Below are 22,622 nucleotides of genomic sequence, written 5' to 3' on the forward strand. Positions count from 1 at the left end.
TATCGGTTTATGTGCTAGGAGGCCTCAGTAGTAAGCAAGTAGCTGATAAATGATGAGCATGCGCCAATCATATAGAGCGCTTCTGCCTCGCTGACAGATGCGGTGTCCTCATGGATAAGAGAATGGCGGATGCCGTCGACGTCAGACGTATAGCCGTACATTTTGCTAAATGAGTTAGCAAGGGCTGGGTGAAGAGCCTTTTTCTTTTTTAGGCTACTTAAAAGCTCACCCAAAGTACCACTTGAACCAGTTAGAAATCGCACTGTAGACTTAACAGCAGAGATACTTTCTCTCACACTGTCGGCATATTTCTGTTGAGCAAGAGCCCGTGCCGCCTGTTCAAGATGTGCACTTGCACCATTTGCACTCGAATTTCGTGTGATCTCGAACGCAGATTCGAAAGCCTCAGCTTGTTCATTATTTCCGATAGCAATGAAATGTCGGTTTCTTACACGATAGGCCACGGCATGTTTGACGCATGCCGTGGCAATCCGATCAGCGCATCGTCCCGAGGTGTCACGCTCCATAAAGTATTCCAAATAATCGAACAGCTTTGGAAAAGCTGACAGATGTATTGAGTTGGCGATACGCTCTGCCGCCTCATACTTCATGTTTTTTGCCACAGGTTTTCCGAGTTCAATCACAGTAAAGTCTCGGAAAAGTTCTTTGCCTTCTGGACTGAGGTAGTAACCCCCCATTGAGCCGTACAAACGAACGTGTTCGAGGGCTTCAATCATTGATAGATGTACGATATTCCGGAAGCCGTCTGGGATTTCTCCGAGTTTGAGTTGCTGTGGTTTCTCAATTAGCCCAGTTCGTTCTGTAAATCGTTGCATCGTATATTCCTTAATATAAAAGCCGCCCTGCATTCCTGCAAGGCGGCCTTTATTGGTTCCGAAGTTTTGAACCCGGCCCTGAATTTGATCCAATGGATCAAATTCTTCACGGGGCCGTTTTCAAAAGCTCTCAGGAATGGTCGCGTATGATGTAAGCCGCAGAGGGCGACTTACATCATGCCGCCCATTCCGCCCATTCCGCCCATGTCTGGCATGGCAGGCGCGTCGGCCTTTGGTGCTTCCACAATCGCGGCTTCGGTCGTCAGGATCAGGCCGGCGACACTTGCTGCGTCTTGCAGGGCTGTGCGGACGACTTTGACGGGGTCGATGATTCCGGCTTTGACCATGTCGACATATTCGTCATTCTGCGCGTCGTAGCCGTAATTCGCCTTGTTCTTGGCGATCACGTTTCCGACGACCACAGCGCCTTCGACGCCGGCATTGTCAGCGATCTGACGCAGCGGGTAGGCGAGGGCGGCCTTGACGATGTCGATGCCGGCCTGCTCGTCATCATTGAGGCCTTCGACATTGATGAAGCGGCTTGCGCGCAGCAGGGCCGTACCGCCCCCGGGGACGATGCCTTCTTCAACAGCGGCGCGTGTGGCGTTCAGCGCGTCATCGACGCGGTCCTTGCGCTCTTTCACTTCCACTTCCGTGGAGCCGCCGACCTTGATCACAGCCACACCGCCAGCGAGTTTCGCCAGACGTTCCTGCAGCTTTTCACGGTCATAGTCGCTTGAAGTGTCTTCGGCCTGCTTGCGGATCTGGTCAACACGGGCAGTGATGTCGCCCTTCTTGCCGGAGCCGTCCACGATGACCGTGTCGTCCTTGGTGATGTGGACATGCTTGGCCGTGCCGAGATCCGTCAGCGCGACATTTTCGAGCTTGATGCCGAGATCTTCGGAAATGACCGTGCCGCCCGTCAGGACTGCGATGTCCTGCAGCATGGCCTTGCGGCGATCACCGAAGCCAGGCGCCTTGACGGCTGCGATTTTCAGGCCGCCGCGCAGCTTGTTGACCACGAGGGTCGCCAGCGCTTCGCCTTCAATGTCCTCGGCGATGATCAGCAGGGGCTTGCCCGTCTGAACGACCGCTTCGAGGATCGGCAGCATGGCTTGCAGCGAAGACAGCTTGCCTTCGTTGAGCAGGATGTAGGGGTCGTCGAGCTCGACGCGCATCTTTTCAGGGTCGGTGATGAAGTAGGGCGAGAGGTAGCCGCGGTCGAACTGCATGCCTTCGACGACATCGAGTTCGGTGTCGGCTGTCTTGCCTTCTTCGACCGTGATCACGCCTTCATTGCCGACCTTGTTCATCGCTTCGGCGATCATTTCGCCGATGGAGGCTTCGCCATTGGCCGAAATCGTACCGACCTGAGCGATTTCCTCGGATTTCTTGATCTTGGAGGCTTTCTTGAGCAGGTCGCCGACGACTTCGGAAGAGGCCTTGTCGATACCGCGCTTCAGATCCATCGGGTTCATGCCGGCGGCAACGCGCTTCAGACCTTCGCGAACGATGGCTTGGGCCAGTACGGTCGCTGTGGTCGTGCCGTCACCGGCCTTGTCATTGGTCTTGGAGGCGACTTCGCGCAGCATTTGCGCACCGAGGTTCTGATACTTGTCCTCGAGTTCGATTTCCTTGGCGACGGAGACGCCGTCCTTGGTGATCTTGGGGGCACCGAATGATTTTTCGATGACGACGTTGCGGCCCTTGGGACCGAGTGTGGTTTTGACGGCATTGGCGAGAATATCGACGCCTTCCAGCATGCGATCGCGCGCGTCCGAACCGAATTTGACTTCCTTGGCAGCCATTTAGCTTCTCCAGTAAGTGGTGGTGTTCTTGATTGTGGGTTTGTCGAGGCGGGCGGCGTTAGCCGATCACGCCCATAATGTCGGATTCTTTCATGATCAGCAGGTCCTTGCCGTCGATCTTGACTTCCGTGCCGCCCCATTTGCCGAACAGAACGCGGTCACCGACCTGAACGTCCAGCGTGTTGGTGGAACCGTCATCGTTGCGTGTGCCGGGTCCGACAGCGACGACTTGGCCCTCAGAGGGCTTTTCAGTGGCTGTGTCGGGGATGATGATGCCGCCGGCAGTTTTTGTGTCTTCTGCGACACGTTCTACGACCACGCGGTCGTGGAGGGGACGAAACTTCATTGCGTCTTCTCTCTGATTTAAGGTTGGTAATAGCGCTTGGCACTCCCCGTATGAGAGTGCCAACGGGGCGCATGTATGCAGGGTGGGGAAGAGGTGCAAGAGGCGCAAAGACAAAAACTCGAAAGTTTTGTGCAGAGGGCACCCAAACATATAAGTTGTGGTGCGAACAGCCCCTGGTGGACCGGACAGCCCCGACAAAAGGGGCAATGCCTGTCACAGGGATTCATTCAGCGACCGATGTGTGGTAGCCCCATATTGACCGTCAGAGTATTTCTCTGATTACGGATTTGAGAAACCGTCCGGGTAGGGTAGCTGCTTGTTGTCATCATCAACAAGAATGTATGCGACCGTGGTTTCAAGGCCCGACCTTCTGACAGGTTTTCCAAACCGGATTTTGGGTCGGTACTGCCAGCGCTCAATGGTTCGAATGCTTTCGCGATATAAGACATTGTCCGTGCACATCTCTGCGCTCACATTGAAGGGTTGACCATCCGGGGACACATCGAATTTCATTTTACAATAGCCACTGTGGTTGCCTTCCAGAAACCTGGGTGGGAATGTCGGCGGAATTCTCCTGAGCGGACGCGCATCGCGATCCTCGGTCGCGCCTAAATTCATCACAGGCTTCGAATAGGGGATCGTTCTGACACGCCAGACCTTGGCGCTGCTATTATCCGATCCGGCAACGGCGAACCGGTAATCCGGGGAGAAACCGGCAGGGTGGTTCTGTGATCCATCGAACCGTGCAAGATAGTCGATCTTCACACTGTCGCGCGCACTGCCCGCATCGGGTATCTTGAAAATGTGGGTCGTGCCGTCGCTCCGAGACAAAACGCCGTATTCAGTGCCAGCCAGGTAGGCCGTATGTCTCGGCGTGTTTCCGGACATGGGAACTTCAAGGCGTTGGCTGACCGAAAGGTGCGTTTCTTCATCTGCGGTCTGCGGATCGTCGATCGCAATCATCTGATACAGGTTGATTATGTTGGGGTACGCCCCGAACGCGATGGCATGTGCTCCTTCATCCGAGAAATGGGGAAAGGTCGTGAAATCCTGATCATATGTTCCGGTCCTCCAATTATTGAATCCGAGGATGTCAAATCTATCGGAGTTGACGACGTCAAATTGGACCCGCTTGTTCGTTGCCAGATGATACACTCTATTCCCGGTTGTGGTAAAGGCGATGTCGTACGGCCAGGCGCCGATGTCGTATTTCTGTACCAGAGAGCCGTCGGAGACCGTCCTGATCTCCGCCAAGCCGGTCAAGCGGGTGACCGACGCGATCATGGAGCTGTCTGGCGAGAATAGGGCCGACGCGAAAACGTCGACTGGCCGGCCTTGGATGCTCCATCTCAGGGCGTAGTCCCGGGTCTCCCAGAGGAACAGCTTCGGTCCAACGTCACAGGCCGCCAGGATCATTGTGCCGTCTGGTGAGACATCGAGGGAATTGACGCCGCAGCCAGGCGTCGGCAACGTCGCCAGCAATCCATAAGTCTCTGCGTCCCAGACCTTGACGGTTTTGTCCTTCGATCCGGTGACAATGATGTTCCCGGTCGGCGAATAGACGGCATCGGTAACGTCGTCTTTGTGTCCTACAAGTGTGGCATGAACGGGCAGATCATAGGCAACAAAACCTTGCTTTCGCGCTTCAGCTTCAAGCCGGCCCCGTTTTTCTTCGCGGGCAATGGCTGCGGCCGCCTCACGTTCCGCCTCACGTCTTGCTTTTTCGGCTTCGCGCTCTGCCCGACGCCTTGCCTTGATGTCTTCCTGTTCGGCCTTGTAGAGCGGCTCGATCACGGCAAATAGTGTGATCGCCTCGTCATACCCATCATCGGCATTGGTCGCGGTTTTGAAATATCGCGTCAGGGCCTGATAAGACGCCGTGTAATCCTCTTGGGCCGCATCGATCTTTGCCGCTGTCAGTTCGATCCGGTTCGGCATTTTGACATCGAGTTTGCGAAGCGCCTCGATCGATGATTTCGCGCCGTCCAGATCGCCGTCCTGTATCGAGGAAACAATCTGTCTTTGCAGCACCTCGGCGCGAACCGTGTCGGGGATTTGAGCGAAAGTCGGGGGCGCGCTTGCCAGCATGGCAAGAGCGGCGAAAACGCAGATTTTCTGTTTCATGACTGTCAGCATAAAATTTTAGAGTCCGGATTGAGCTCGGCACAGGCGCAGTGATTGCCGGCATTGCACTTCTCTTCGAGGCTGGTCCGAGCGCGTCGCTTCAGAGCCTCGATATCCAGACGTGACGCTTCGGCCTTGTTGGCAGCGTCGAAACGTTTCTGGCGTGTTTCCTCGTGAGTCTCTCGCTCGGCTTGAGCGCGAATAGCGGCAAGTTGCGCGTCCAATCTATCGTCGGCCCGATCAAGACTGGCCGGATCGACGTAGAGGTTTTCGACGAAGTCGCGCGGAACCTCTCCGCGGTCATAGGCTGGCTTGATCGAGCGGCAATAGCTGTCCCTGCTGGCCTCCTTTTCTCGCGCGCGCTGGCGTCTGATCTCGGCTCGGCGCTTGCTCGCTGCGGCTTCCTGTGCGCGCTGCGCCTTGATCGCGGCAACCGTGCGATCCCAGCATCGGGCGACGACCGCTCCAGACCCCAGCGGACTACACTGAGAACCGGCAATGCTTTCCGGGGAAAGCGACCTGGATATAAGATGGAACGAGCCTGGCGGTTCGGGACAGTCCAATCCCCATGTCTTGCAGCAGAGCGTCGCCACCCTTTCTCGTTCAGCACTCCTATCCAATTTCTTGTCGTCTGCGTGGTCTGGAGCGTTGCTGGAGCCTAGCGGAGTCGCGGGCTGGGACTCGGGCGGAGACAGATCCTGAACATCGGTCGAGAAGTCGATCACAGGCGCGGACTGAGCGAAGGCAAGCCCTGGGATCAGGACCAGACCGAAAACCCACTTTGCCAGTCCCATTCCAAACGCCCCCTTGCCAAATGTCCTTGGCCAAGAGACTCGCGGCCCAGGCCTGACCCTGCTATCCAGGAATTTCGAGAGGGATCGCGCCCACCCAACAGACGACATATGCTTCAGGGCAGACTTGTTGGCAATATGAAGACCTCTTGGCAACATATTGTCGATCATTGCAACTCTGGCCATCTTCAATAAACTGAGGGCGATAAAGCTCAAAGGTTCCTCATGACGTTTCGATCCATCCTTTTGTCCGGCACGGCCACCATATTGCTAGCAGCCTGCGCGAATGCGACCACTGATACGACCCGGACGACGGTCACACAGACCACGACTGTCACCACAGACACGGCTTCAGAGTCGACAAGCTTCACTCTCGATTATGAAAGCTTCATGCTCGACAACGGGCTCGAAGTCATTTTGCAGCGTGATACGTCGGATCCGATCGTGGCTGTGTCGACGGTGATCCATGCGGGTTCGTCGCGGGAGAAGCCGGGACGGACGGGGTTCGCGCATTTCTTCGAACATATGGCGTTCAACGATAGCGAGAATGTGCCGCGTGGCTGGAACCGGGGGCAGATCCCGAAATGGGGCGGCCTGCGCAATGGCGGCACATGGTCGGACGGAACGATCTATTTCGAAGTCGTCCCGAAGGATGCGTTCGACAAGATATTGTGGATCGACTCGGATCGGCTCGGTTACATGATCAACACGGTCACGACAGCGGCGCTGGAACGCGAAAAGCAGGTCGTGAAGAATGAAAAGCGTCAGCGCGTCGACAATGCGGCCTATGGCTACACCAATGAGGTGATCCGCGCGGCGCTTTATCCCGAGGATCACCCCTATAACTGGACGGTGATCGGCTCGCTCCCGGACCTCCAGGCGGCGACACTCGAAGATGTGCGCGAATTCTACGACCTCTGGTACGGGCCCAATAATGCGACCCTCGCCATTGTCGGTGACATCGACATTGCCGAGACGAAAGAGAAGGTGAAGCGCTGGTTCGGGGAAATCGAGCGCGGGCGCGACATTCCCGAACCCGTGCCGCAACCCGTCACACTGGAGGCGACCAAGAATCTCTGGTTCGAGGATAATTTCGCCAAGCTCCCCGAATTGCGCCTGACCTTCCCGACGGTGGAAAGCCTGCATGCCGATCAGACCGCGCTGGATATGCTCGGGCCGATCCTGGGCGGGGCGCGTAACTCACCTCTTTATGTTGAGGTGGTCGAGGTTGCGAAGGCCGCGCCCGACGTTTCCGCATTCCATGGGGCGAACGAACTGGCCGGCACCTTTACCATCCGGGTTCGTGGCAAGGCGGGAACCGATCTCGATGACGTCAAGGCCGCGATCGATGCGGCCATGGAGCGGTTCGAGACCAGCGGGATCGATCCGCAGGATCTGGAGCGCGTCAAGGCCGGTCAGGAAACGTCGCTCTATGCCGGTCTGTCGACGGCTCTCGGCAAGGCCAATTCATTCGCGCGCAGTAATGAGCTGTTCGGCGATCCGGCGCATGTCGTCAAAGCGGCCTCTGCTATCAAGGCGGTGACGGCGGATCAGGTCCGCGATGTCTATGATCGCTACATCAAGGATAAGCCCTATGTGATGACCAGCTTCGTCCCCAAGGGGCAGGCCGATCTGGCCGTCAGTGGGGCCGAGCGGGCCACGGTCTGGATTGAAGAGGTACGCGACGACGTCGCCTCCGAAGAGGTGAGTGCGGGCGAAATCGCTGCGTTCGAGAAAACGCCGACCGTTCACGACCGTTCAGAGCCGCCTTTCAGCGAGCTGCCTTTGTTGCAGATGCCAGACATCTGGGAAGATGAACTGGCGGACGGGGTCGCCGTGCGGGGGATCGAAAGCGATGAAATTCCGCTGGTGCAGTTCGATGTTACCTTGCCGGGTGGACGCTGGGTCGAAACGCCGGAAGAAAATGGTCGCCTGACGCTTCTGGCGGACATGCTGGATGAAGGCACGGCCAATCGCACGCCTGTGGAACTGGAACAGGCGATCGGCCTGCTTGGCTCGTCCATCTCCGTGACCAGCAATAGCGAAGAACTCGTCATCACCGCAACGACCCTGTCGCGCAATCTGGACGCGACTGTCGCGCTGGTTGAGGAAATGCTGACCCAACCGCGCTTTGCCGATGCCGACTTCGAACGGGTCAAGTCGGCCCGCCTGACCGCAATCAAGGGGCGGGAAGCCAATCCACGCGCCATCGCTGCGCAGGCGTTCAACCGCCTGATCTATGGCGATCGCCACCCTTATGGGCGTCCCGGCGGCGGATCGGTCGAGACGGTGACGGACATGACTTTCGACGACGTCAAAGCCGCCCATGCCGACTTGCTGTCCTCAAAAGCCCGCATCCATGTGGTTGGGGCTGTTACGCCCGATCGGGCGGTGGAGGCTCTGGCGCCCCTGGGCGGGGCGGTCACGCCTGCCGCGATGGCTCGCCCGGACTATGCCATTCCTACACAGAGTGCGGCGGGGCAGGTCTATTTCATCGACGTTCCCGGTTCCAAACAGTCGGTCTTGCGGATCGGCGCGCTCGTCCCGGCCGCTGATCATCCTGATTTCAACAAGATCAGCTTTACAAATGAAAAGCTGGGCGGCGGTATTTCCGGTGATCTGGGACAGATGCTGCGAATTGAAAAAGGCTATACCTATGGAGCGGGCAGCTTCGTCTCCAAAGGTGTCGTCGAACGGCCCTTCACCCTGTCTACCAGTGTGCGCGCCAATGCGACTGGCGACAGCCTGTCGATCATTCGCGACATGGTGCAGGCGCACGGATCGACCTATGATGCGGCAGCCGTCGAAACGACGCAGCAGAAAGTCATCAAGGAGGGCGCCAGGGCCTTTGAAAGCCTCGGCGCAAAACTCGGCACGCTGCGCGAAATCAGCCGTTTCAATCTGCCCAATGACTATGTCGAACAGGAGCAGGCGGAGCTTGTCACCATGACGGCAGACGATTTCCGCGACACGGCGGATCGCTATCTGGTCGAGGACGCGATGGTCTATCTCGTCGTCGGCGATGCGGAGACGCAATTGGACGCAGTTCAGGCCTTCGCGACAGCGGCGGGCAAGGGCAAGGTGGTGCAGCTCGACATTTACGGTCAGCCTGTCGACTAGACTGATCGGCAGCGCGTCGAGCCAAGATTGAGCGGATCAATCGCCTGAGGGGTGATGATCCGGTTTGGCCAGATCCTTTTTGGCTTGGCCCTTTTTGGTCGGGGGCTCATTCGTCTGGTCCTTGCGCTTCCAGTTCTCCGGCACCACGCCATGTTCGCCGAAGGATGTGAATTTGCCTTCCTCGGCCCTGTGGTGGATCTGCAGGTTGAACAGGACGGCCTTGAAGACCGGGAGGAGCAGCAGGATCGAGCCGAGGCCGATGATTGTCATGACGATCATGGTGATGACGAAGCCCAGTCGTGTCTCCGGCACCAGCCCGGCAATGACGAAGGCGGGCGTGAAGATGATCAGGGCGAGGAAGCCGACGAAAAAGGCCGGGCCGTCAGCCGTATCGGCGACCGCGAAGCTCTGCCCGCAGACATCGCATTCATCCTTGAATTTCAGATAGCGGTAAAACAGCTTGCCGCGTCCGCAATTCCCGCAGCGCAGGCGGATGCCGGTCTCGACGGGGGAGCGGCCATGATAGCGTCTGTTCATGCCCAGCGTCGTACCGGATCAGTGGCGCTGAAGAAAGTCGGCCAAGCGGGCAGCTTGGATGCAGAAATGCCGTATCCGTCAGGACCCGGTCACCATCCGCGTCAGCCAGACACCCCCGACGGCGCAAGTCGCCGTCAGAACCGTGCCCCAGACGATGTCAACGAACACCATCTTGATCGGCCAGCCTTGCAGCGTTGCCAGATTGGTCATGTCGTAAGTGGCATAACAGAAGAAGCCGAACAAACCGCCATAGATCGCCGTCTTCATCAGCGATCCGCCGGACAGGCCGTGATGGCTGGCAAAGATCAGAATGCCGACGATGTAAAGCGAATAGAAGAGTAGCGCTGCGCCCCAGCGGACATTCTCCGCCATCAGGCTGCCGAGTTGCCCGGCATAGAAATCCTTCGCAAAAACGCCGAGCCAGAGCAGGTCGACGACGAGGAAGACGAACAGGGTTGCCACATAGGCGATGATCCAGGTGGAGAGGGGAATTGTGTCGGTCATGCTACTGCATACGCATGAACCCTTGATCGGGACGAAAATTGACCGCGATTCAACACGAGTTGCGGTTTTGCCGCACCTGCCCCGGCAATATTCGGGCTACGATCGCTCAGGGAACTGAGATAGTCTGACAGTCGGATATCATGGTCGGCGTCACACTCGGACGTCACAGGAAGGGCGGTTATGCTAGTCGGTCTGTTCGAGGGGCTGGATGCGGTGCTTCTGGCGCGTATCCAGTTCGCCTTTACCGTATCCTTCCACTTTATCTTTCCGGCCTTCACGATCGGCCTGGCCAGCTATCTGGCCGTATTGAACGGTCTTTATCTGCGAACGCATGACAGCAAATATCTGAATTTGTTCAAGTTCTGGGTGAAGATATTCGCCATCACCTTCGCCATGGGCGTGGTGAGCGGGATCACGATGAGCTACCAGTTCGGCACCAACTGGTCGGTCTTCTCGGACAAGGCTGGGCCCGTGATCGGGCCGTTAATGGCCTATGAGGTGCTGACGGCCTTCTTCCTCGAAGCCGGATTTCTCGGCATCATGCTGTTCGGGCGGTCGCGTGTCGGGCCCGGCCTGCACATGTTCGCCTGCATCATGGTGGCGTTCGGCACTGCCCTGTCAGCGACCTGGATCCTGTCCGTGAATAGCTGGATGCATACGCCGACGGGATATGCAATCGCCGAAAATGGTCAGTTCGTGCCGGTCGACTGGCTGGAGATCATGTTCAATCCGAGCTTTCCCTACCGTCTCGCCCATACGCTGACGGCGGCCTATCTGACCACGGCCTTCATTGTCGGTGGCGTGGGGGCGTGGCACTTACTGCGTGATCACGATCATGACCGCATTCATCAGGGCACGCGCACCATGTTTTCCATGGCGATGTGGATGGCTGCTATTGTTGCGCCGCTGCAGATCGTTCTGGGCGATCTGCACGGGCTCAATACGCTGGAACATCAGCCGCAAAAGGTCATGGCCATGGAAGGCCATTATGAGAGTCATCCAGACGGAGCGCCGCTCTATCTGTTCGGTATTCCGAACGAGGAAAAGCAGCGGCTCGATTATGCGATCGGTATTCCCAAGGCGAGTTCGCTGATCCTCAAACATGACCTTAACGCCCCGCTCGACGGGCTCGACACGATCCCTGTGGCGGATCGCCCGCCTGTCGCGATCCTATTCTGGTCATTCCGGATCATGGTCGGGATCGGCTTTCTGATGCTGTTCGTCGGCCTCTGGTCGCTCTGGGCGCGCTACAGGCGGACGCTCTACACCAATCGCTGGCTGCACAGGGCGGCTCTGATCATGGGCCCGAGCGGTCTGGTCGCGGTTCTGGCCGGATGGATTACGACCGAAGTCGGACGGCAGCCCTATACGGTCTGGGGTCTGCTGCGCACATCGGAGAGCGCCAGCCCGCTCGACGCCCCGGCTGTGGGCACATCGCTACTGGCTTTCATCATCGTCTACTTCTTCGTCTTCGGGGCCGGGGTCTTTTATATTCTGCGCCTGATGCGCGCGGGACCGCATGTTTATGAGGGAGGCCTCGCGGAATTGGCTGATGGTCCGATCCGGACTGCCGGGATCACGCCTGCGCAGCAAAGTCAGGCCAAAGACAAGAAAGAGGAGGGCTGACAGATGGAAATCGTTCCATGGCTCGCCTATAGCTGGGCCTTCCTGCTGGCATTGGCCGTCTTCATCTATGTCGTGCTGGACGGGTTCGATCTCGGACTCGGTATTCTCTATCCGTTCTTTCCGGACAGGCGCGATCGCGACCTGCTGATGAATACGGTCGCTCCGGTCTGGGACGGCAACGAGACCTGGCTGGTGCTGGGCGGCGGCGGGCTGTTTGCCGCATTCCCGATGGCTTACGGTATCGTGATGCCAGCGCTCTACGCGCCGATCATCGCCATGCTGCTGGCGCTGGTCTTTCGCGGCGTCGCCTTTGAATATCGCTGGCGGACCGAGCGCTGGCTCAAATACTGGGACTGGGCCTTTATCGGCGGCTCAGTCGTCGCCGCCTTTTCTCAAGGTATCGCGCTCGGCGCGCTGGTTCAGGGGATCGAGGTCGCCGACCGCGCCTATGCGGGCGGCTGGTGGGATTGGTTGAGCCCGTTTTCGCTGCTATGCGGCGTGGCCGTGATTGTCGGCTACGCGCTACTCGGCGCGACGTGGCTGATCATGAAAACCGATGGTCCCGTGCAGGACCGCGCAAGAAAACTGGCCTGGATTTTCGGAATCGCGACCGTGCTATGCATTGGGGCAGTCAGCCTGATCACGCCGTTCCTGGACAGTGTCTATTATTATCGCTGGTTTGAAATGCCGGGCCTGCTGATTTCAGCGCCCGTGCCGATGGCGGTTGCCATCATTCTGTTCTTGCTGTTCCGCTCGCTACGGGTGCACCACCATGAATACAGGCCCTTCATCCTATCCCTGATCCTGTTTGCGCTCTGTTTTGTCGGTCTTGGCATTTCGATCTTCCCGGATCTGATCCCGCCCGACGTCACCATACTCGATGCGGCGACACCCTATAACTCCCAGATCTTCATGTTTGTCGGTGCCGTCGTGCTGCTGCCGCTGATCTTGGGCTATACGGCCTATGCCTATTGGGTGTTTCGCGGCAAGACCGATCCGGATGAGGGGTATCATTGATGCGGGACCCCGCCGGAAACTGGGGATCGCGTCTGGTCTGGTTCGTCGGCCTGTGGGCGGCGGGGGTTCTAGCCGTGACGATCATTGGTTTCGCGATCCGGGCGATGATCCTTTAAGCGGCTAGATAGACGCCACAGCCTCTTGCCCGATGTGATCTGCCTGCTAAGCGCGCGAAGGGACTCATGAATTTCGCATCCGTCACATTTCTGTTCTTCTTCCTGCCCGTCATCGTCGCGCTCTACTTCGTGTTGCGCAGTCGCGGGGCGCGGAACGTCTTCCTGCTGATTGCGAGCCTGTTCTTCTACGCCTGGGGCGAGGGGGCGGGGCTGTCGCTGCTGCTGATCTCGATCATGATGAACCATGAATTCTCGCTGCGGATAGCAAAGCGGCCGCAGCCTTGGCTCGCTATTGGGATAACGGCCAATCTGGCGCTGCTGGTGGCATTCAAATATCTCGGCCTGATCACTGAAACAGTCGGCCTGCCCAGGATCGAGCCGCGTCTGCCGCTCGGTATTTCCTTCTACACCTTCCAGGCAATGAGCCTGCTGATCGATGTGTCGCGCGGATCGAAACCGGCGACGAATGCGATCAGGACCGGACTCTATATCAGCATGTTCCCTCAGCTGATCGCCGGGCCGATCGTTCGCTGGGACGAAATCAGGGCGCAGATCGTCGAGCGGCGCGAAAGCTGGGACCGGTTCTGCGATGGTACAAAGCTGTTCATGCTCGGTCTGGCGCAGAAGGTCCTGATCGCAGACGTGATTGCGCAGGTGGCCGATAGCGCCTTTGGTGCGGATGCAACGACGCTAGGCCCGACCGCCGCCTGGATCGGCTTGGCGGCCTTTACGCTGCAGATCTATTTTGACTTTGCGGGCTATTCGAACATGGCGATTGGGCTCGGGCGTATTTTCGGGTTCGAGCTGCCGCGCAACTTCGAGCATCCCTATAGTGCGGCGAGCTTTCAGGAGTTCTGGCGGCGCTGGCATATGACCCTGTCGCGCTGGTTTCGGGACTATCTCTATATACCGTTGGGCGGTTCACGTGATGGTGCGGCGCGGACCTATCGCAACCTTCTGATCGTCTTCGTCTTGTGCGGCCTGTGGCACGGCGCGGCATGGACATTCCTGCTATGGGGTCTCTGGCACGGCGTCTTCCTGATTGGGGAACGGCTGGCAAGATCGCGTGGTTTTCCGAAAATGCCCCGCCTGATCGGCGTCATCTACACGGTGCTGTTCGTATCGTTGGGCTGGGTCCTGTTCCGGGCGGATAGTCTGCCACATGCCTTGGCCTATTGGGCTGCGCTGATCCCTGGTGGCGAGGGAGGAGACATGATCGGCGTGCCACAAAGTGCGGCCTTTGCCATGATCGTGGGGGCGCTACTGGCCTGGGATGGCTGGAAAGGGCTTGGAGCGCGCATCAGGACACCCGAACTGGTTGGTACGACGCTCAGCTGGACCTTGATCGCAGGCCTCACAATCTTATGCTTTGCCGCCGTGGCGTCGACGACCCATCAACCTTTCCTGTATTTCCGTTTCTAGGCAGGATCGCAGGGACTGCGTTCGACGCAGACACATGCTTCCGGGCTGCGCGAAACTTTGCTAAAGAGACGGTCGGTCGCGGCAAAATGTTGCGGCCAAGGTGATTTGGAGACCCAAGCCATGCAGAAATGGACCCCGTCCAGCTGGCGAACGAAACCTGCAAAACATATTCCGGACGACTATCCGGATATGGACGCGTTGCATGCCGTCGAGGACACGCTGCGGGGTTATCCGCCGCTTGTCTTTGCGGGTGAAGCGCGACGTCTGAAGGCGCGGCTGGCCGAAGTTGCCATGGGCAAGGCCTTTTTGCTGCAGGGCGGGGATTGCGCGGAGAGCTTCAAGGAGTTCCATCCCGACAATCTGCGCGACATGTTCCGGGTCATGATGCAGATGGCGGTCGTGCTGACCTATGGCGGCGGGCAACCTGTCGTGAAACTGGGCCGCATTGCTGGCCAGTTCGGCAAACCTCGCAGTTCACCCATCGAGGAACGGGACGGGCTGACCCTGCCAAGCTATCGCGGTGATAACATCAACGGCATGGCTTTCGAACCCGACGCGCGGACGCCCGATCCCGAACGATTGCTGAAAGCCTATGGCCAATCGGCAGCGACCCTGAACCTGCTGCGGGCCTTCTCGACCGGCGGCTACGCCAATTTGCGTAATATCCACAAATGGACGCTGGGCTTCGTCTCGGATTCTGCTGCCAGCCAGCGCTATGAAGCGCTTTGCAACACGATAAGCGATGCGCTCGATTTCATGGAAGCCTGCGGGGTTACGCCGCAATCGACGCCACAAATGTCGGCAACGGATTACTACACGTCGCATGAAGGGCTGCTGCTCGGCTATGAAGAGGCGATGACCCGCATCGATAGTATGACGGGCCGCTGGTACGATACATCGGCGCATATGCTGTGGATCGGCAACCGCACGCGTCAGCTCGATCACGCCCATGTCGAATTCTTCCGCGGTATCGAAAACCCGATCGCGATGAAAATCGGCGACGGTCTGGAACCTGACGAGTTGCTTCGCCTGACCGATGTGCTCAACCCTAATAATGAACCTGGACGTCTGACCCTGATTGCCCGCTATGGACACGACAAGGTTGCCAAAGGTCTGCCGACGCTGGCTCGTGCCATCAAGGCGGCAGGCAAGCATGTCGTATGGTCCTGTGATCCGATGCATGGCAATACGATCAAGACCGCATCGGGCTTCAAGACCCGTCCCGTCGATCACATCATGTCCGAAGTCCGCACCTTCATGCAGGTCCTGCATAGTGAGGGCTGCTGGCCCGGCGGCGTGCATTTCGAAATGACGGGGCAAGACGTGACGGAATGTGTCGGCGGCGGTGTTCGTGCCGTGGCCGAGGAGGATCTGTCCTCACGCTATCACACCCATTGCGATCCGCGACTCAATGCCGATCAGGCGCTGGAGCTGGCCTTTCTGATTGCGGAAGAACTGAAGAGCTATCGCAGCGGTGAGGCGACTCGCCAAGCCGTCTAGGCGCGCAACAAGTCTAGGCAGCCAGGTGGGCCGCTTCGGCGGCCTCTCTGATGATCGGGACGAGCTGTAGAAGCAGTGCGACCGATTGCGCGATGAGCGACGTGATCATCACGGCGACGAACAGGATCAGCGCAATGACGATTGACTTGGGAATCGCGCTGTCTCTCGGATGACCTGCAAAGGGGCCCCGTAAGGTCGTCATCACGTAAAATATCAGGATAACCAGAATCTGAACGAGCGAGAGCAGCGTGATACCCGTCGGCGGAATGAGCAGGAGCAGGAATGTGGCGAGCATGTTGATCACACTGGCCGGGATGATGATCGCAAACAGATAGCGCAATCTGACGATATAGGTGAGGGGCTCGCCCCAGAACCGCAGAAATGTGGCCAGCATCATCATCATGGCCATCATGATGAAAGGCTGGATCAGCATGGCGAGGTCGAAACTTCTCTGCACGACGGCGCGCCAGTCAACATCAGGAACGATGCTCGCATCCTCACCCGCACCGGCCATGAAACCCGCTTCGATCTGCTGCGTCGTGATTGTCATCAGACTGCCGTCCGGCTTGCCCCAGATGAACTGGGTGGCCACCGTGATTGCGATAAGGCCCAGCCAAAGGCGCGGGGATGGGGTAAAACGATAGCGTCCCCAATCGATGGTCTTTGCGGCTGCGAAGTAATCTGCTGGTGAGACAAAGAGCGTGGTCAGCGACCGCAGACTTCGTTTGTTCAGCCCCAATATGTCTTCGAGCAGTTCCTCCGAGCCCGGCTGACGGTCGCTGAATGACCCGGTCGTTCCGATGTCAGCCGAGAGTTCCGACAATTTCGGTCGGACTGTGTCCGTGTCATCCGACATAATGCGCTCCGCCCAAAGAAAAGGCCGCTCCAACTATGCTGGAGCGGCCGGATCGTGTCGAGTGGGAAGAGACCTAGAGGTCTTTCAGGCCCACGCTTGGTTTGAACTGAGCGGAGGTCTTTTCCTTGCTCATCATCTGTTCGCCTGTCTGCGGGTTCCGCATCTGGCGGGCAGGGCGATGCTTGGCGATGAATTTGCCGAAACCGGGCAGGTTCACTTCATTGCCGGCTTTCAGCTCGGCTGTGATGATATCCAGAACGCCGTTCAGGGCGTCGCCAGCGGCAGACTGGCTGGTGTCGAGATGGTCAGCCAGTTTGCCGACGAGTTCTTTCTTGTTCATCGTAGATACTCCTTCGATGTAAGCCCCTTGCCGAAGTGGGGGAGGCAATTGTGCAAAGCCTACCCATTCGGCTCCCCCTGTCACGAAAAACCCCACAAAACTGCGGTTTTTAGGGTGTATAAGCGACTTTTCAGTGTCTGAAGTGGCCCGGGAGAGGCACAATCCACGCGATTTCGACCATTTAGAGGCGAATCATTTTCGTAACGAAATGCAACTTGCCGCATCCGAACGGGGGCCTATGAGGTCGGATATGACGGAAGAACTCAAGGTTGGGCTGGTCGGTGCCGGCGTCTTTGCAGGTTACCATGCGGGGAAAGTGGCGGCCCATTCGCGGGCGTCGCTGAGCGGAGTGTTCGAGCCGGATCAGTCGCGGGCCGAAGCGCTCGCTGCGCAGCATGGTTGTGACGCCTTCAGTGATCTCGACCGTCTGGCTTCAGCGTCGGATGCGCTGATCATCGCCAGTCCGGCCAGCTATCACGCGGGCGCCGCCATCAAGGGATTGCTCGCAGGCTGTCATCTGCTGGTCGAGAAGCCACTCGCGACAAGTGTTGCGATCGCCGAGGCGATCGTGAACGAAGCGGGTCGCATCGGTCGTGTGTTGCAAGTAGGCCATCAGGAACGGATCGTTATGGAGGCCATCGGGTTGAAGGCTGTCGATGCGACTCCTCGAGAAATCCGTATCGTGCGGAACAGCCCGCGCGCGACCCGAAATCTGGATACCAGCATTGTCATGGACATGATGGTGCATGACCTGGATCTGCTGAACTGGCTCTACGGGTCCCCGGCATGGATCAGTGCGGAGCAGACGCGCTCGATCTATTCCGAACATATTGACGAAGCCCGGGCCGAGCTCGGTTATGAAGGCATGACGGCCTATCTGCAGTCGTCGCGCGATGCGGACAGCCGCCGCCGCTGGGTGCTCGATTATGCGGACGGGACGGTCGCCATCGATTTCGGTGACAAGACGCTGCGTCATGACACGCCGTTTGCGCTCAATCCTGATTTCGGAGACGACCCGGCTGTCCAGGACAGTCTCGCCGCAGCCTTCGACCGTTTTGTCCGGGCCTGCCTTGACGGCACACCGCCACTCGCGTCAGGTGCAGATGGGCTGGCTGCCGTGAGTGTGGCCGCTGCGATCGAGGGAACACCATGAACCGTTTGGCTAAAATCACGCTGACAGGTGCGGGCCTGCTGGTTCTGGGGGCTGCGGCGCTCCTGGTTTTCAAGGGTGATGACATTCGCCGTCTGGCGACCGTCAATACACTGTTCGACGCTGACAGGATCGTCGACAATTTCTCTAATATGGACCGGGCCTTCCTGACGCGCGATCTGTCCGTAACGCTGGCTGACGACTGGGCCGAGGATCCCCAGCCTTTGCCGGAGATGGTCGACATTGCCGGAACGGAGCGTCCACTCGCAGACGTGCTGGAGGAACTCGACACGACGGCGCTGGTCATCATCCGCGACGGGCAGTTGATCCATGAAAGCTATTATCGGGACACGCGTGCGGATGACCGCCGGATCAGCTGGTCCGTCGCGAAATCCTTCATGTCGGGCCTGTATGGAAAAGCGCTGGAAACGGGCGACATTGCCAGCCTCGACGACGAGATCACCCAATATGTGCCAGATCTGAAAGGCACGGCCTATGAGGGTGCCACGCTTCGCAACATCCTGAATATGAGCAGCGGCATTCGCTATAATGAGGATTATCTCGACCAGTCATCAGACATTAACAAGATGGGCCGCACGATCGCGCTGGGCGGATCGCTGGACACCTATACGACGAGCCTGAAAGACCGTCAGTTCGAACCGGGCACTGACTGGCAATATGTGTCGATGGATACGCATGTGGCCGCCTGGGCGCTGCGTAACGCGACGGGCAAGAGTTTGCATGAGCTCTGGGAAGAGACTTATGGGCCGCTGGGCTTTCGTCAGCCGCCTTTCTACCTGACAGACGGTGAGGGTGTGGCCTTTGCGCTGGGCGGGCTCAACCTGACGACGCGCGATTATGCCAAATTCGGGCAGCTTTTCCTGCAGGGCGGCGAATGGAACGGGCAGCAGCTTATCCCGGCAGACTGGGTGGCGCAGTCGACGGTCCACAGTGCGCCCGCCATGTCGGACCGGGGCGTCGGCTATGGCTATCAATGGTGGGTGCCCATGCCCGCCGCGCAGGACTATTTCGCCGTCGGGATTTATGGTCAGTATGTCTATGTCGATCCCAAGACCAATATCGTCATTGCCAAGAACGCCGCCGACCGCGAATTCATGTTCGCCGACGAGGTCGGCATGCATTCGATGAACAAGAATATCGAACTGATGCGCAGCTTGGCAGAACGGTTGGCGGAATAGACTAACCCGCCTCCTTGCGAGGACGGGTCGTCCTCGGCTCGCTTTCAGCGAGATGATGTCTTCCATCAGGCCTTTCGTGCCCGAATGGATGGTGAGCGCGCTCGCCGTCCGGCAATCGATTTCAGCGCTTCGAGCGCGTTCAGGCGTAGCATGGCAGGGTTGTCCGCCATGACTTTCGCCGCGTTAAGCAATGTCCGCGTTTCCGCGGTCGCTTCGTAATGCTAAGATATCATCTAAACTAGGAATTATGCCTCCGTAAGTTCGATGATTTGAAATCGATTCAATTGATCACAAAAACCGCAGCCGTTGGAAATATCAGTGACCGATGCGAGGCGAATTTAGGACGCTCCTCTATTATCCTGGTTATGCTTTGAAGCATGCGGGACGCTTTCTTAAGGTCATGCTTTCGACCTCTCCGAGACCCCCTCTCCCCGAGTTGTAGCTTTCATATCGATTGGCATATCCGGTATGCTCAGTGTTTCAACAAATGCTACGAATTCGGGCGCGAACACGGCCTTGCGCCCATCCCACCAAAACTGGATACCTTCACGCGCGCGGAATATCGACATGAACTGAGTCGTTGATTGAAAATATGTCTCTTCGACGAAGCCACTTTTATATTGGTAATAGACATTCTCAAAATGTTTGTAGAGGCCGAGAAGAATGGCATTTACCATCTCTGAATCTCTTCGCCCAAGCTGTTTATAAGCTACCACTGAGAACCATGCCTCAAAAAACATGTCGCTCTCGTCAGGCAAAGTCATCACTAGATTTATGAAACTGTCCGAAATTTCCTGATGCATTTGTGCCCTGGCGAGCCGATTACCATCCCGTATTTGAATGCCCACAAAAACAAGCGAGATAAGAATCGCGACTACAGCGACTGTTTGGCCGATGTAATAGATAGTTTCCAATGACATGAGAGCCCCCTTCGGCAATGTGAAACTGCCAATGTCTCGTGGAAAAATCCAGGGGTATGTTCTGTGAATCAATATGTTGATCGATGGATTGGATCCTCATCGAGTGACCGTATTTGGGCGTTTGAAGCCGCTCGCGCGGGCGGAATGCGATGCATCCTTAACTGCTTAACTTTAGGTGATTGCAGTTTATCGAATCCGTAGCCAACCCGAACTCATCGAACCGAAATCGATCGCCTGATCCCCATGCATTCAACAGCCACCACGTCGTCATCCGGCTCAAGCATACGGCACTCGCAAAGCGATCCGCACTGGCCGGGTGATGATTCCGGACCGTTAGAGCTCGGCTGCCTTCGCAGCGGAGACAGCCCATTCGTGGCGAGTTTTCCGTAACGCAAGAAAAAATTGAAAAAGGTCAGATAGGATAGCTGAGTTCCATGACCTTCGCCATGTTGAGATTGACGGGATTTTGATATCTTCCCATGGGTCTTTGCGAGTGGTAGCCGCGGCGGACAGAGAGAGGTTTATGTTCAATTTTATCGCGGAACTTCGACGGAGACATGTCCTCCGTGTCGCCGGCGCCTATGCTGTGGTCGGCTGGCTGCTCGCTCAGGTTTCCGTGACGCTTGAAACAGCACTCGAGCTGCCGAACTGGTTTGATACGGTGATCGTCTCCACGCTCCTGATTGGCTTTCCTATCGCTTTGCTGTTGGCTTGGGCCTTCGAAATCACGCCGGAGGGCGTCAAGCGGAGCAGCGCGGAAGACGGTACGGAAATCAAGGCGATGCGGGCGACAGATTACGCCGTGATCGCGGGACTACTCCTTGTTTCTGCACTAGCCGCTTGGCAGTTGGCAGGTATTGGCGGCGAAACAGGGGCTGATAAACCCACCCTCAATCGTGTCGTTGAGGCTGAAATGTCGAGTCCGGAGGTGGACACCAACCCCGTCAATGTCGCATCGATCGCCGTCTTGCCCTTCGCCGATCTGTCGGCCGACGGAGATCAGGAGTATTTCTCTGATGGTATCGCCGAAGAAATCCTCAATGTGCTCGCACGCGTCGACGGGTTGAAAGTCGCGTCCCGGACGTCCTCCTTTCAGTTCAAGGGGCGTGACGGGATCAACATTCCGGACGTGGCTCAGACGCTGGAGGTCGCACATGTGCTGGAAGGCTCTGTCAGAAAAGCGGGCGACACTGTCCGTATCACGGCACAGCTGATCAGAGCGGATTCCGACACGCATTTATGGTCTCAGACCTTTGATCGTCGCCTTACAGTCGAGAACATCTTCGAAATTCAGGATGAGATCGCGACCGGAATCGTGTCCCAGTTGGGAGACCAGATGGATCTGGGTCGCGTCAACACGCTGCGTTTCACGGCGGCTGCCGACACTGACAATCTTCGCGCCTATGAAGCCTATCTGGAAGCGCGTGACCTTCTGTCTCAGCGCAGCAATGACAACCTGCTTGAGATTATCGGCAGGTTCGAGTTGGCGACACAACTCGACCCCAATTTTGGCCGGGCGTGGGAAGCGCTTGCCGCAGCTTATTACGTTGCGCCAACATTTTCTGTTGGGCGGGCAAGAGCCGTCGATTTCGATAAGAACGCCAAAGAGGCCGCAGAAGCCGCACTGGCCATCAATGATCAGCTTCCGCTTGCTATCGCAATATCCAGCGGTGGCAATCTCGGTTTTGGCGCGAACGACACCGTCGCCTGGATGGAGGGCGTCAATAAGGGCCTGTCTATTGATCCTGATGAAGCCGTTCTGATCGGATGGCGGGGTCAGTATCTGACGTCTCTAGGTTATTTTGAGAAAGGGGAAGCGGATCTGCGCCGCGCTCTTGAGATCGATCCACTGGATTGGATTTCGGCCTCTTGGCTTATCCGTAACCTCATCCTGCAAAGGCGCGTTGACGAAGCCTTGGGTTTCCTGACCGAACGCGCCGATCTCAGGTCTGCCAACGGCCCATTGCGGGGGACTCTTGCGCTCGCCTTGGCTGCCGAAGGGCGTCAATCCGAAGCCGAAGCCATGATGATTGATACGGCACCGCCGGGCATAGATGTTGAGCGCATGAAGATGGCTTTCTTCGATCCGGACGATAATCCTGAACAGGCAATCGCGGATTTCATGGCAGCGCTCGGCCCGTTTGCCCGGATGTTTGAAGAGATGGGAGGAATCCCTAGCGATATGCGTCATAATCTAGGCGATTATAAAAATATCACAGCGGAGAATACGCGCTTCTGGGAAACGATCGTCTGGCTTTGGAACCGTCCGGACTTTATGCAATCGCCACATCGCTACCGACTCATGCAGGAACAGGGTTTTGTCGACTATTGGCGCGTCCACGGCTTTCCGCCGCAGTGCAGACAGATCGATCCTTTGCCTGATGGTCGTGACTTTGGGTGTGACTGAACT

19 protein-coding genes are annotated in these 22,622 nt (G+C 57.6%); 9 read left to right on the forward strand and 10 right to left on the reverse strand.

The genetic code is table 11. The features are described from left to right. Positions 1-14 precede the first annotated feature (14 nt). From AB6B39_RS08840 to AB6B39_RS08860, 5 genes are all read right to left on the reverse strand, one after another. A complete protein-coding gene (locus AB6B39_RS08840; protein WP_371398517.1) occupies positions 15-929 on the reverse strand; it encodes a hypothetical protein in 915 nt (304 codons plus the stop codon). Between the two features lie 77 nt (positions 930-1,006). Next, a complete protein-coding gene (gene groL, locus AB6B39_RS08845; RefSeq protein WP_284368955.1) occupies positions 1,007-2,644 on the reverse strand; it encodes a chaperonin GroEL in 1,638 nt (545 codons plus the stop codon). 58 nt (positions 2,645-2,702) lie between these two features. Continuing rightward, positions 2,703-2,990 carry a co-chaperone GroES gene (locus tag AB6B39_RS08850; RefSeq protein WP_284368954.1) on the reverse strand — a complete coding sequence of 96 codons (288 nt, stop codon included), beginning with the start codon at positions 2,988-2,990 and terminating at the stop codon, positions 2,703-2,705. Positions 2,991-3,269: 279 nt separating this feature from the next. Then, positions 3,270-5,114, reverse strand: a complete 1,845-nt coding sequence (locus tag AB6B39_RS08855) for an energy transducer TonB (RefSeq protein WP_284368953.1) — start codon at positions 5,112-5,114, stop codon at positions 3,270-3,272. A gap of 5 nt (positions 5,115-5,119) precedes the next feature. After that, entirely contained in the window at positions 5,120-5,908 is a 789-nt protein-coding gene (locus AB6B39_RS08860) for a hypothetical protein (protein ID WP_284368952.1), read from the reverse strand. Positions 5,909-6,130: 222 nt separating this feature from the next. On the opposite strand from AB6B39_RS08860, the gene AB6B39_RS08865 reads away from it, so the two are divergent. Continuing rightward, complete coding sequence (locus AB6B39_RS08865; RefSeq protein ID WP_371398518.1) at positions 6,131-9,025, forward strand: M16 family metallopeptidase; 2,895 nt, start codon at positions 6,131-6,133, stop codon at positions 9,023-9,025. 36 nt (positions 9,026-9,061) lie between these two features. Here the strand turns inward: AB6B39_RS08865 and AB6B39_RS08870 are convergent, their stop codons facing one another. Together AB6B39_RS08870 and AB6B39_RS08875 are read right to left on the reverse strand one after the other, a co-directional pair. Then, the gene (locus AB6B39_RS08870; RefSeq protein WP_284368950.1) at positions 9,062-9,562 is read right to left on the reverse strand and encodes a DUF983 domain-containing protein; all 501 of its coding nucleotides are present in this window, start codon (positions 9,560-9,562) and stop codon (positions 9,062-9,064) included. Between the two features lie 78 nt (positions 9,563-9,640). Next, entirely contained in the window at positions 9,641-10,066 is a 426-nt protein-coding gene (locus AB6B39_RS08875; protein WP_284368949.1) for a DUF2177 family protein, read from the reverse strand. 180 nt (positions 10,067-10,246) lie between these two features. Here AB6B39_RS08875 and AB6B39_RS08880 point away from each other — a divergent pair, with 180 nt between their 5' ends. The 5 genes from AB6B39_RS08880 to AB6B39_RS08900 all read left to right on the forward strand — a co-directional run bounded on the left by AB6B39_RS08880 (position 10,247) and on the right by AB6B39_RS08900 (position 15,747). Then, a complete protein-coding gene (locus tag AB6B39_RS08880) occupies positions 10,247-11,692 on the forward strand; it encodes a cytochrome ubiquinol oxidase subunit I (protein WP_371398519.1) in 1,446 nt (481 codons plus the stop codon). Between the two features lie 3 nt (positions 11,693-11,695). After that, positions 11,696-12,709 carry a cytochrome d ubiquinol oxidase subunit II gene (gene cydB, locus AB6B39_RS08885; RefSeq protein WP_284368947.1) on the forward strand — a complete coding sequence of 338 codons (1,014 nt, stop codon included), beginning with the start codon at positions 11,696-11,698 and terminating at the stop codon, positions 12,707-12,709. After that, positions 12,709-12,825, forward strand: coding sequence for a DUF2474 domain-containing protein (locus AB6B39_RS08890; RefSeq protein ID WP_348520120.1), 117 nt, complete (start codon positions 12,709-12,711; stop codon positions 12,823-12,825). Before cydB ends, AB6B39_RS08890 begins: the two co-directional genes overlap by 1 nt. Before the next feature lie 66 nt (positions 12,826-12,891). Next, on the forward strand, positions 12,892-14,247 hold the full coding sequence (locus AB6B39_RS08895) for an MBOAT family O-acyltransferase (RefSeq protein WP_284368946.1): 1,356 nt from the start codon (positions 12,892-12,894) through the stop codon (positions 14,245-14,247). Positions 14,248-14,367: 120 nt separating this feature from the next. Further along, positions 14,368-15,747: a class II 3-deoxy-7-phosphoheptulonate synthase gene (locus tag AB6B39_RS08900; protein WP_284368945.1), complete on the forward strand. Its 1,380-nt coding sequence runs from the start codon at positions 14,368-14,370 to the stop codon at positions 15,745-15,747. Between the two features lie 13 nt (positions 15,748-15,760). Here the strand turns inward: AB6B39_RS08900 and AB6B39_RS08905 are convergent, their stop codons facing one another. Then, a complete protein-coding gene (locus tag AB6B39_RS08905; protein WP_284368944.1) occupies positions 15,761-16,603 on the reverse strand; it encodes a hypothetical protein in 843 nt (280 codons plus the stop codon). Between the two features lie 73 nt (positions 16,604-16,676). After that, a complete protein-coding gene (locus AB6B39_RS08910) occupies positions 16,677-16,943 on the reverse strand; it encodes an HU family DNA-binding protein (protein ID WP_284368943.1) in 267 nt (88 codons plus the stop codon). 250 nt (positions 16,944-17,193) lie between these two features. Here AB6B39_RS08910 and AB6B39_RS08915 point away from each other — a divergent pair, with 250 nt between their 5' ends. After that, a complete protein-coding gene (locus tag AB6B39_RS08915) occupies positions 17,194-18,096 on the forward strand; it encodes a Gfo/Idh/MocA family protein (protein ID WP_284368942.1) in 903 nt (300 codons plus the stop codon). Beyond that, complete coding sequence (locus tag AB6B39_RS08920; protein WP_284368941.1) at positions 18,093-19,292, forward strand: serine hydrolase domain-containing protein; 1,200 nt, start codon at positions 18,093-18,095, stop codon at positions 19,290-19,292. Before AB6B39_RS08915 ends, AB6B39_RS08920 begins: the two co-directional genes overlap by 4 nt. A 398-nt stretch (positions 19,293-19,690) precedes the next feature. On the opposite strand, the gene AB6B39_RS08925 is transcribed toward AB6B39_RS08920, so the two are convergent. After that, positions 19,691-20,212, reverse strand: a complete 522-nt coding sequence (locus AB6B39_RS08925; RefSeq protein WP_284368940.1) for a hypothetical protein — start codon at positions 20,210-20,212, stop codon at positions 19,691-19,693. A 523-nt stretch (positions 20,213-20,735) separates the two neighbouring features. Between AB6B39_RS08925 and AB6B39_RS08930 the strand changes: the two genes are divergently transcribed. Further along, positions 20,736-22,619, forward strand: coding sequence for a hypothetical protein (locus tag AB6B39_RS08930; RefSeq protein ID WP_284368939.1), 1,884 nt, complete (start codon positions 20,736-20,738; stop codon positions 22,617-22,619). Positions 22,620-22,622: the final 3 nt, after the last annotated feature.

The organism is Algimonas porphyrae (genome assembly GCF_041429795.1).
GTDB classification, from domain to species: Bacteria; Pseudomonadota; Alphaproteobacteria; order Caulobacterales; family Maricaulaceae; genus Litorimonas; species Litorimonas porphyrae.

Excerpts from the sequence above, each read along its gene's own strand:
- AB6B39_RS08865 (WP_371398518.1), top strand. The coding sequence starts at position 6,131 with ATGACGTTTCGATCCATCCTTTTGTCCGGCACGGCCACCATATTGCTA.
- AB6B39_RS08925 (WP_284368940.1), bottom strand. The coding sequence starts at position 20,212 with ATGTCATTGGAAACTATCTATTACATCGGCCAAACAGTCGCTGTAGTC.
- AB6B39_RS08910 (WP_284368943.1), bottom strand. The coding sequence starts at position 16,943 with ATGAACAAGAAAGAACTCGTCGGCAAACTGGCTGACCATCTCGACACC.
- AB6B39_RS08905 (WP_284368944.1), bottom strand. The coding sequence starts at position 16,603 with ATGTCGGATGACACGGACACAGTCCGACCGAAATTGTCGGAACTCTCG.
- AB6B39_RS08890 (WP_348520120.1), top strand. The coding sequence starts at position 12,709 with ATGCGGGACCCCGCCGGAAACTGGGGATCGCGTCTGGTCTGGTTCGTC.
- AB6B39_RS08930 (WP_284368939.1), top strand. The coding sequence starts at position 20,736 with ATGTTCAATTTTATCGCGGAACTTCGACGGAGACATGTCCTCCGTGTC.
- AB6B39_RS08850 (WP_284368954.1), bottom strand. The coding sequence starts at position 2,990 with ATGAAGTTTCGTCCCCTCCACGACCGCGTGGTCGTAGAACGTGTCGCA.
- AB6B39_RS08875 (WP_284368949.1), bottom strand. The coding sequence starts at position 10,066 with ATGACCGACACAATTCCCCTCTCCACCTGGATCATCGCCTATGTGGCA.
- AB6B39_RS08915 (WP_284368942.1), top strand. The coding sequence starts at position 17,194 with ATGACGGAAGAACTCAAGGTTGGGCTGGTCGGTGCCGGCGTCTTTGCA.
- AB6B39_RS08860 (WP_284368952.1), bottom strand. The coding sequence starts at position 5,908 with ATGGGACTGGCAAAGTGGGTTTTCGGTCTGGTCCTGATCCCAGGGCTT.
- AB6B39_RS08895 (WP_284368946.1), top strand. The coding sequence starts at position 12,892 with ATGAATTTCGCATCCGTCACATTTCTGTTCTTCTTCCTGCCCGTCATC.
- AB6B39_RS08920 (WP_284368941.1), top strand. The coding sequence starts at position 18,093 with ATGAACCGTTTGGCTAAAATCACGCTGACAGGTGCGGGCCTGCTGGTT.
- AB6B39_RS08880 (WP_371398519.1), top strand. The coding sequence starts at position 10,247 with ATGCTAGTCGGTCTGTTCGAGGGGCTGGATGCGGTGCTTCTGGCGCGT.
- AB6B39_RS08855 (WP_284368953.1), bottom strand. The coding sequence starts at position 5,114 with ATGAAACAGAAAATCTGCGTTTTCGCCGCTCTTGCCATGCTGGCAAGC.
- groL (WP_284368955.1), bottom strand. The coding sequence starts at position 2,644 with ATGGCTGCCAAGGAAGTCAAATTCGGTTCGGACGCGCGCGATCGCATG.
- cydB (WP_284368947.1), top strand. The coding sequence starts at position 11,696 with ATGGAAATCGTTCCATGGCTCGCCTATAGCTGGGCCTTCCTGCTGGCA.
- AB6B39_RS08900 (WP_284368945.1), top strand. The coding sequence starts at position 14,368 with ATGCAGAAATGGACCCCGTCCAGCTGGCGAACGAAACCTGCAAAACAT.
- AB6B39_RS08870 (WP_284368950.1), bottom strand. The coding sequence starts at position 9,562 with ATGAACAGACGCTATCATGGCCGCTCCCCCGTCGAGACCGGCATCCGC.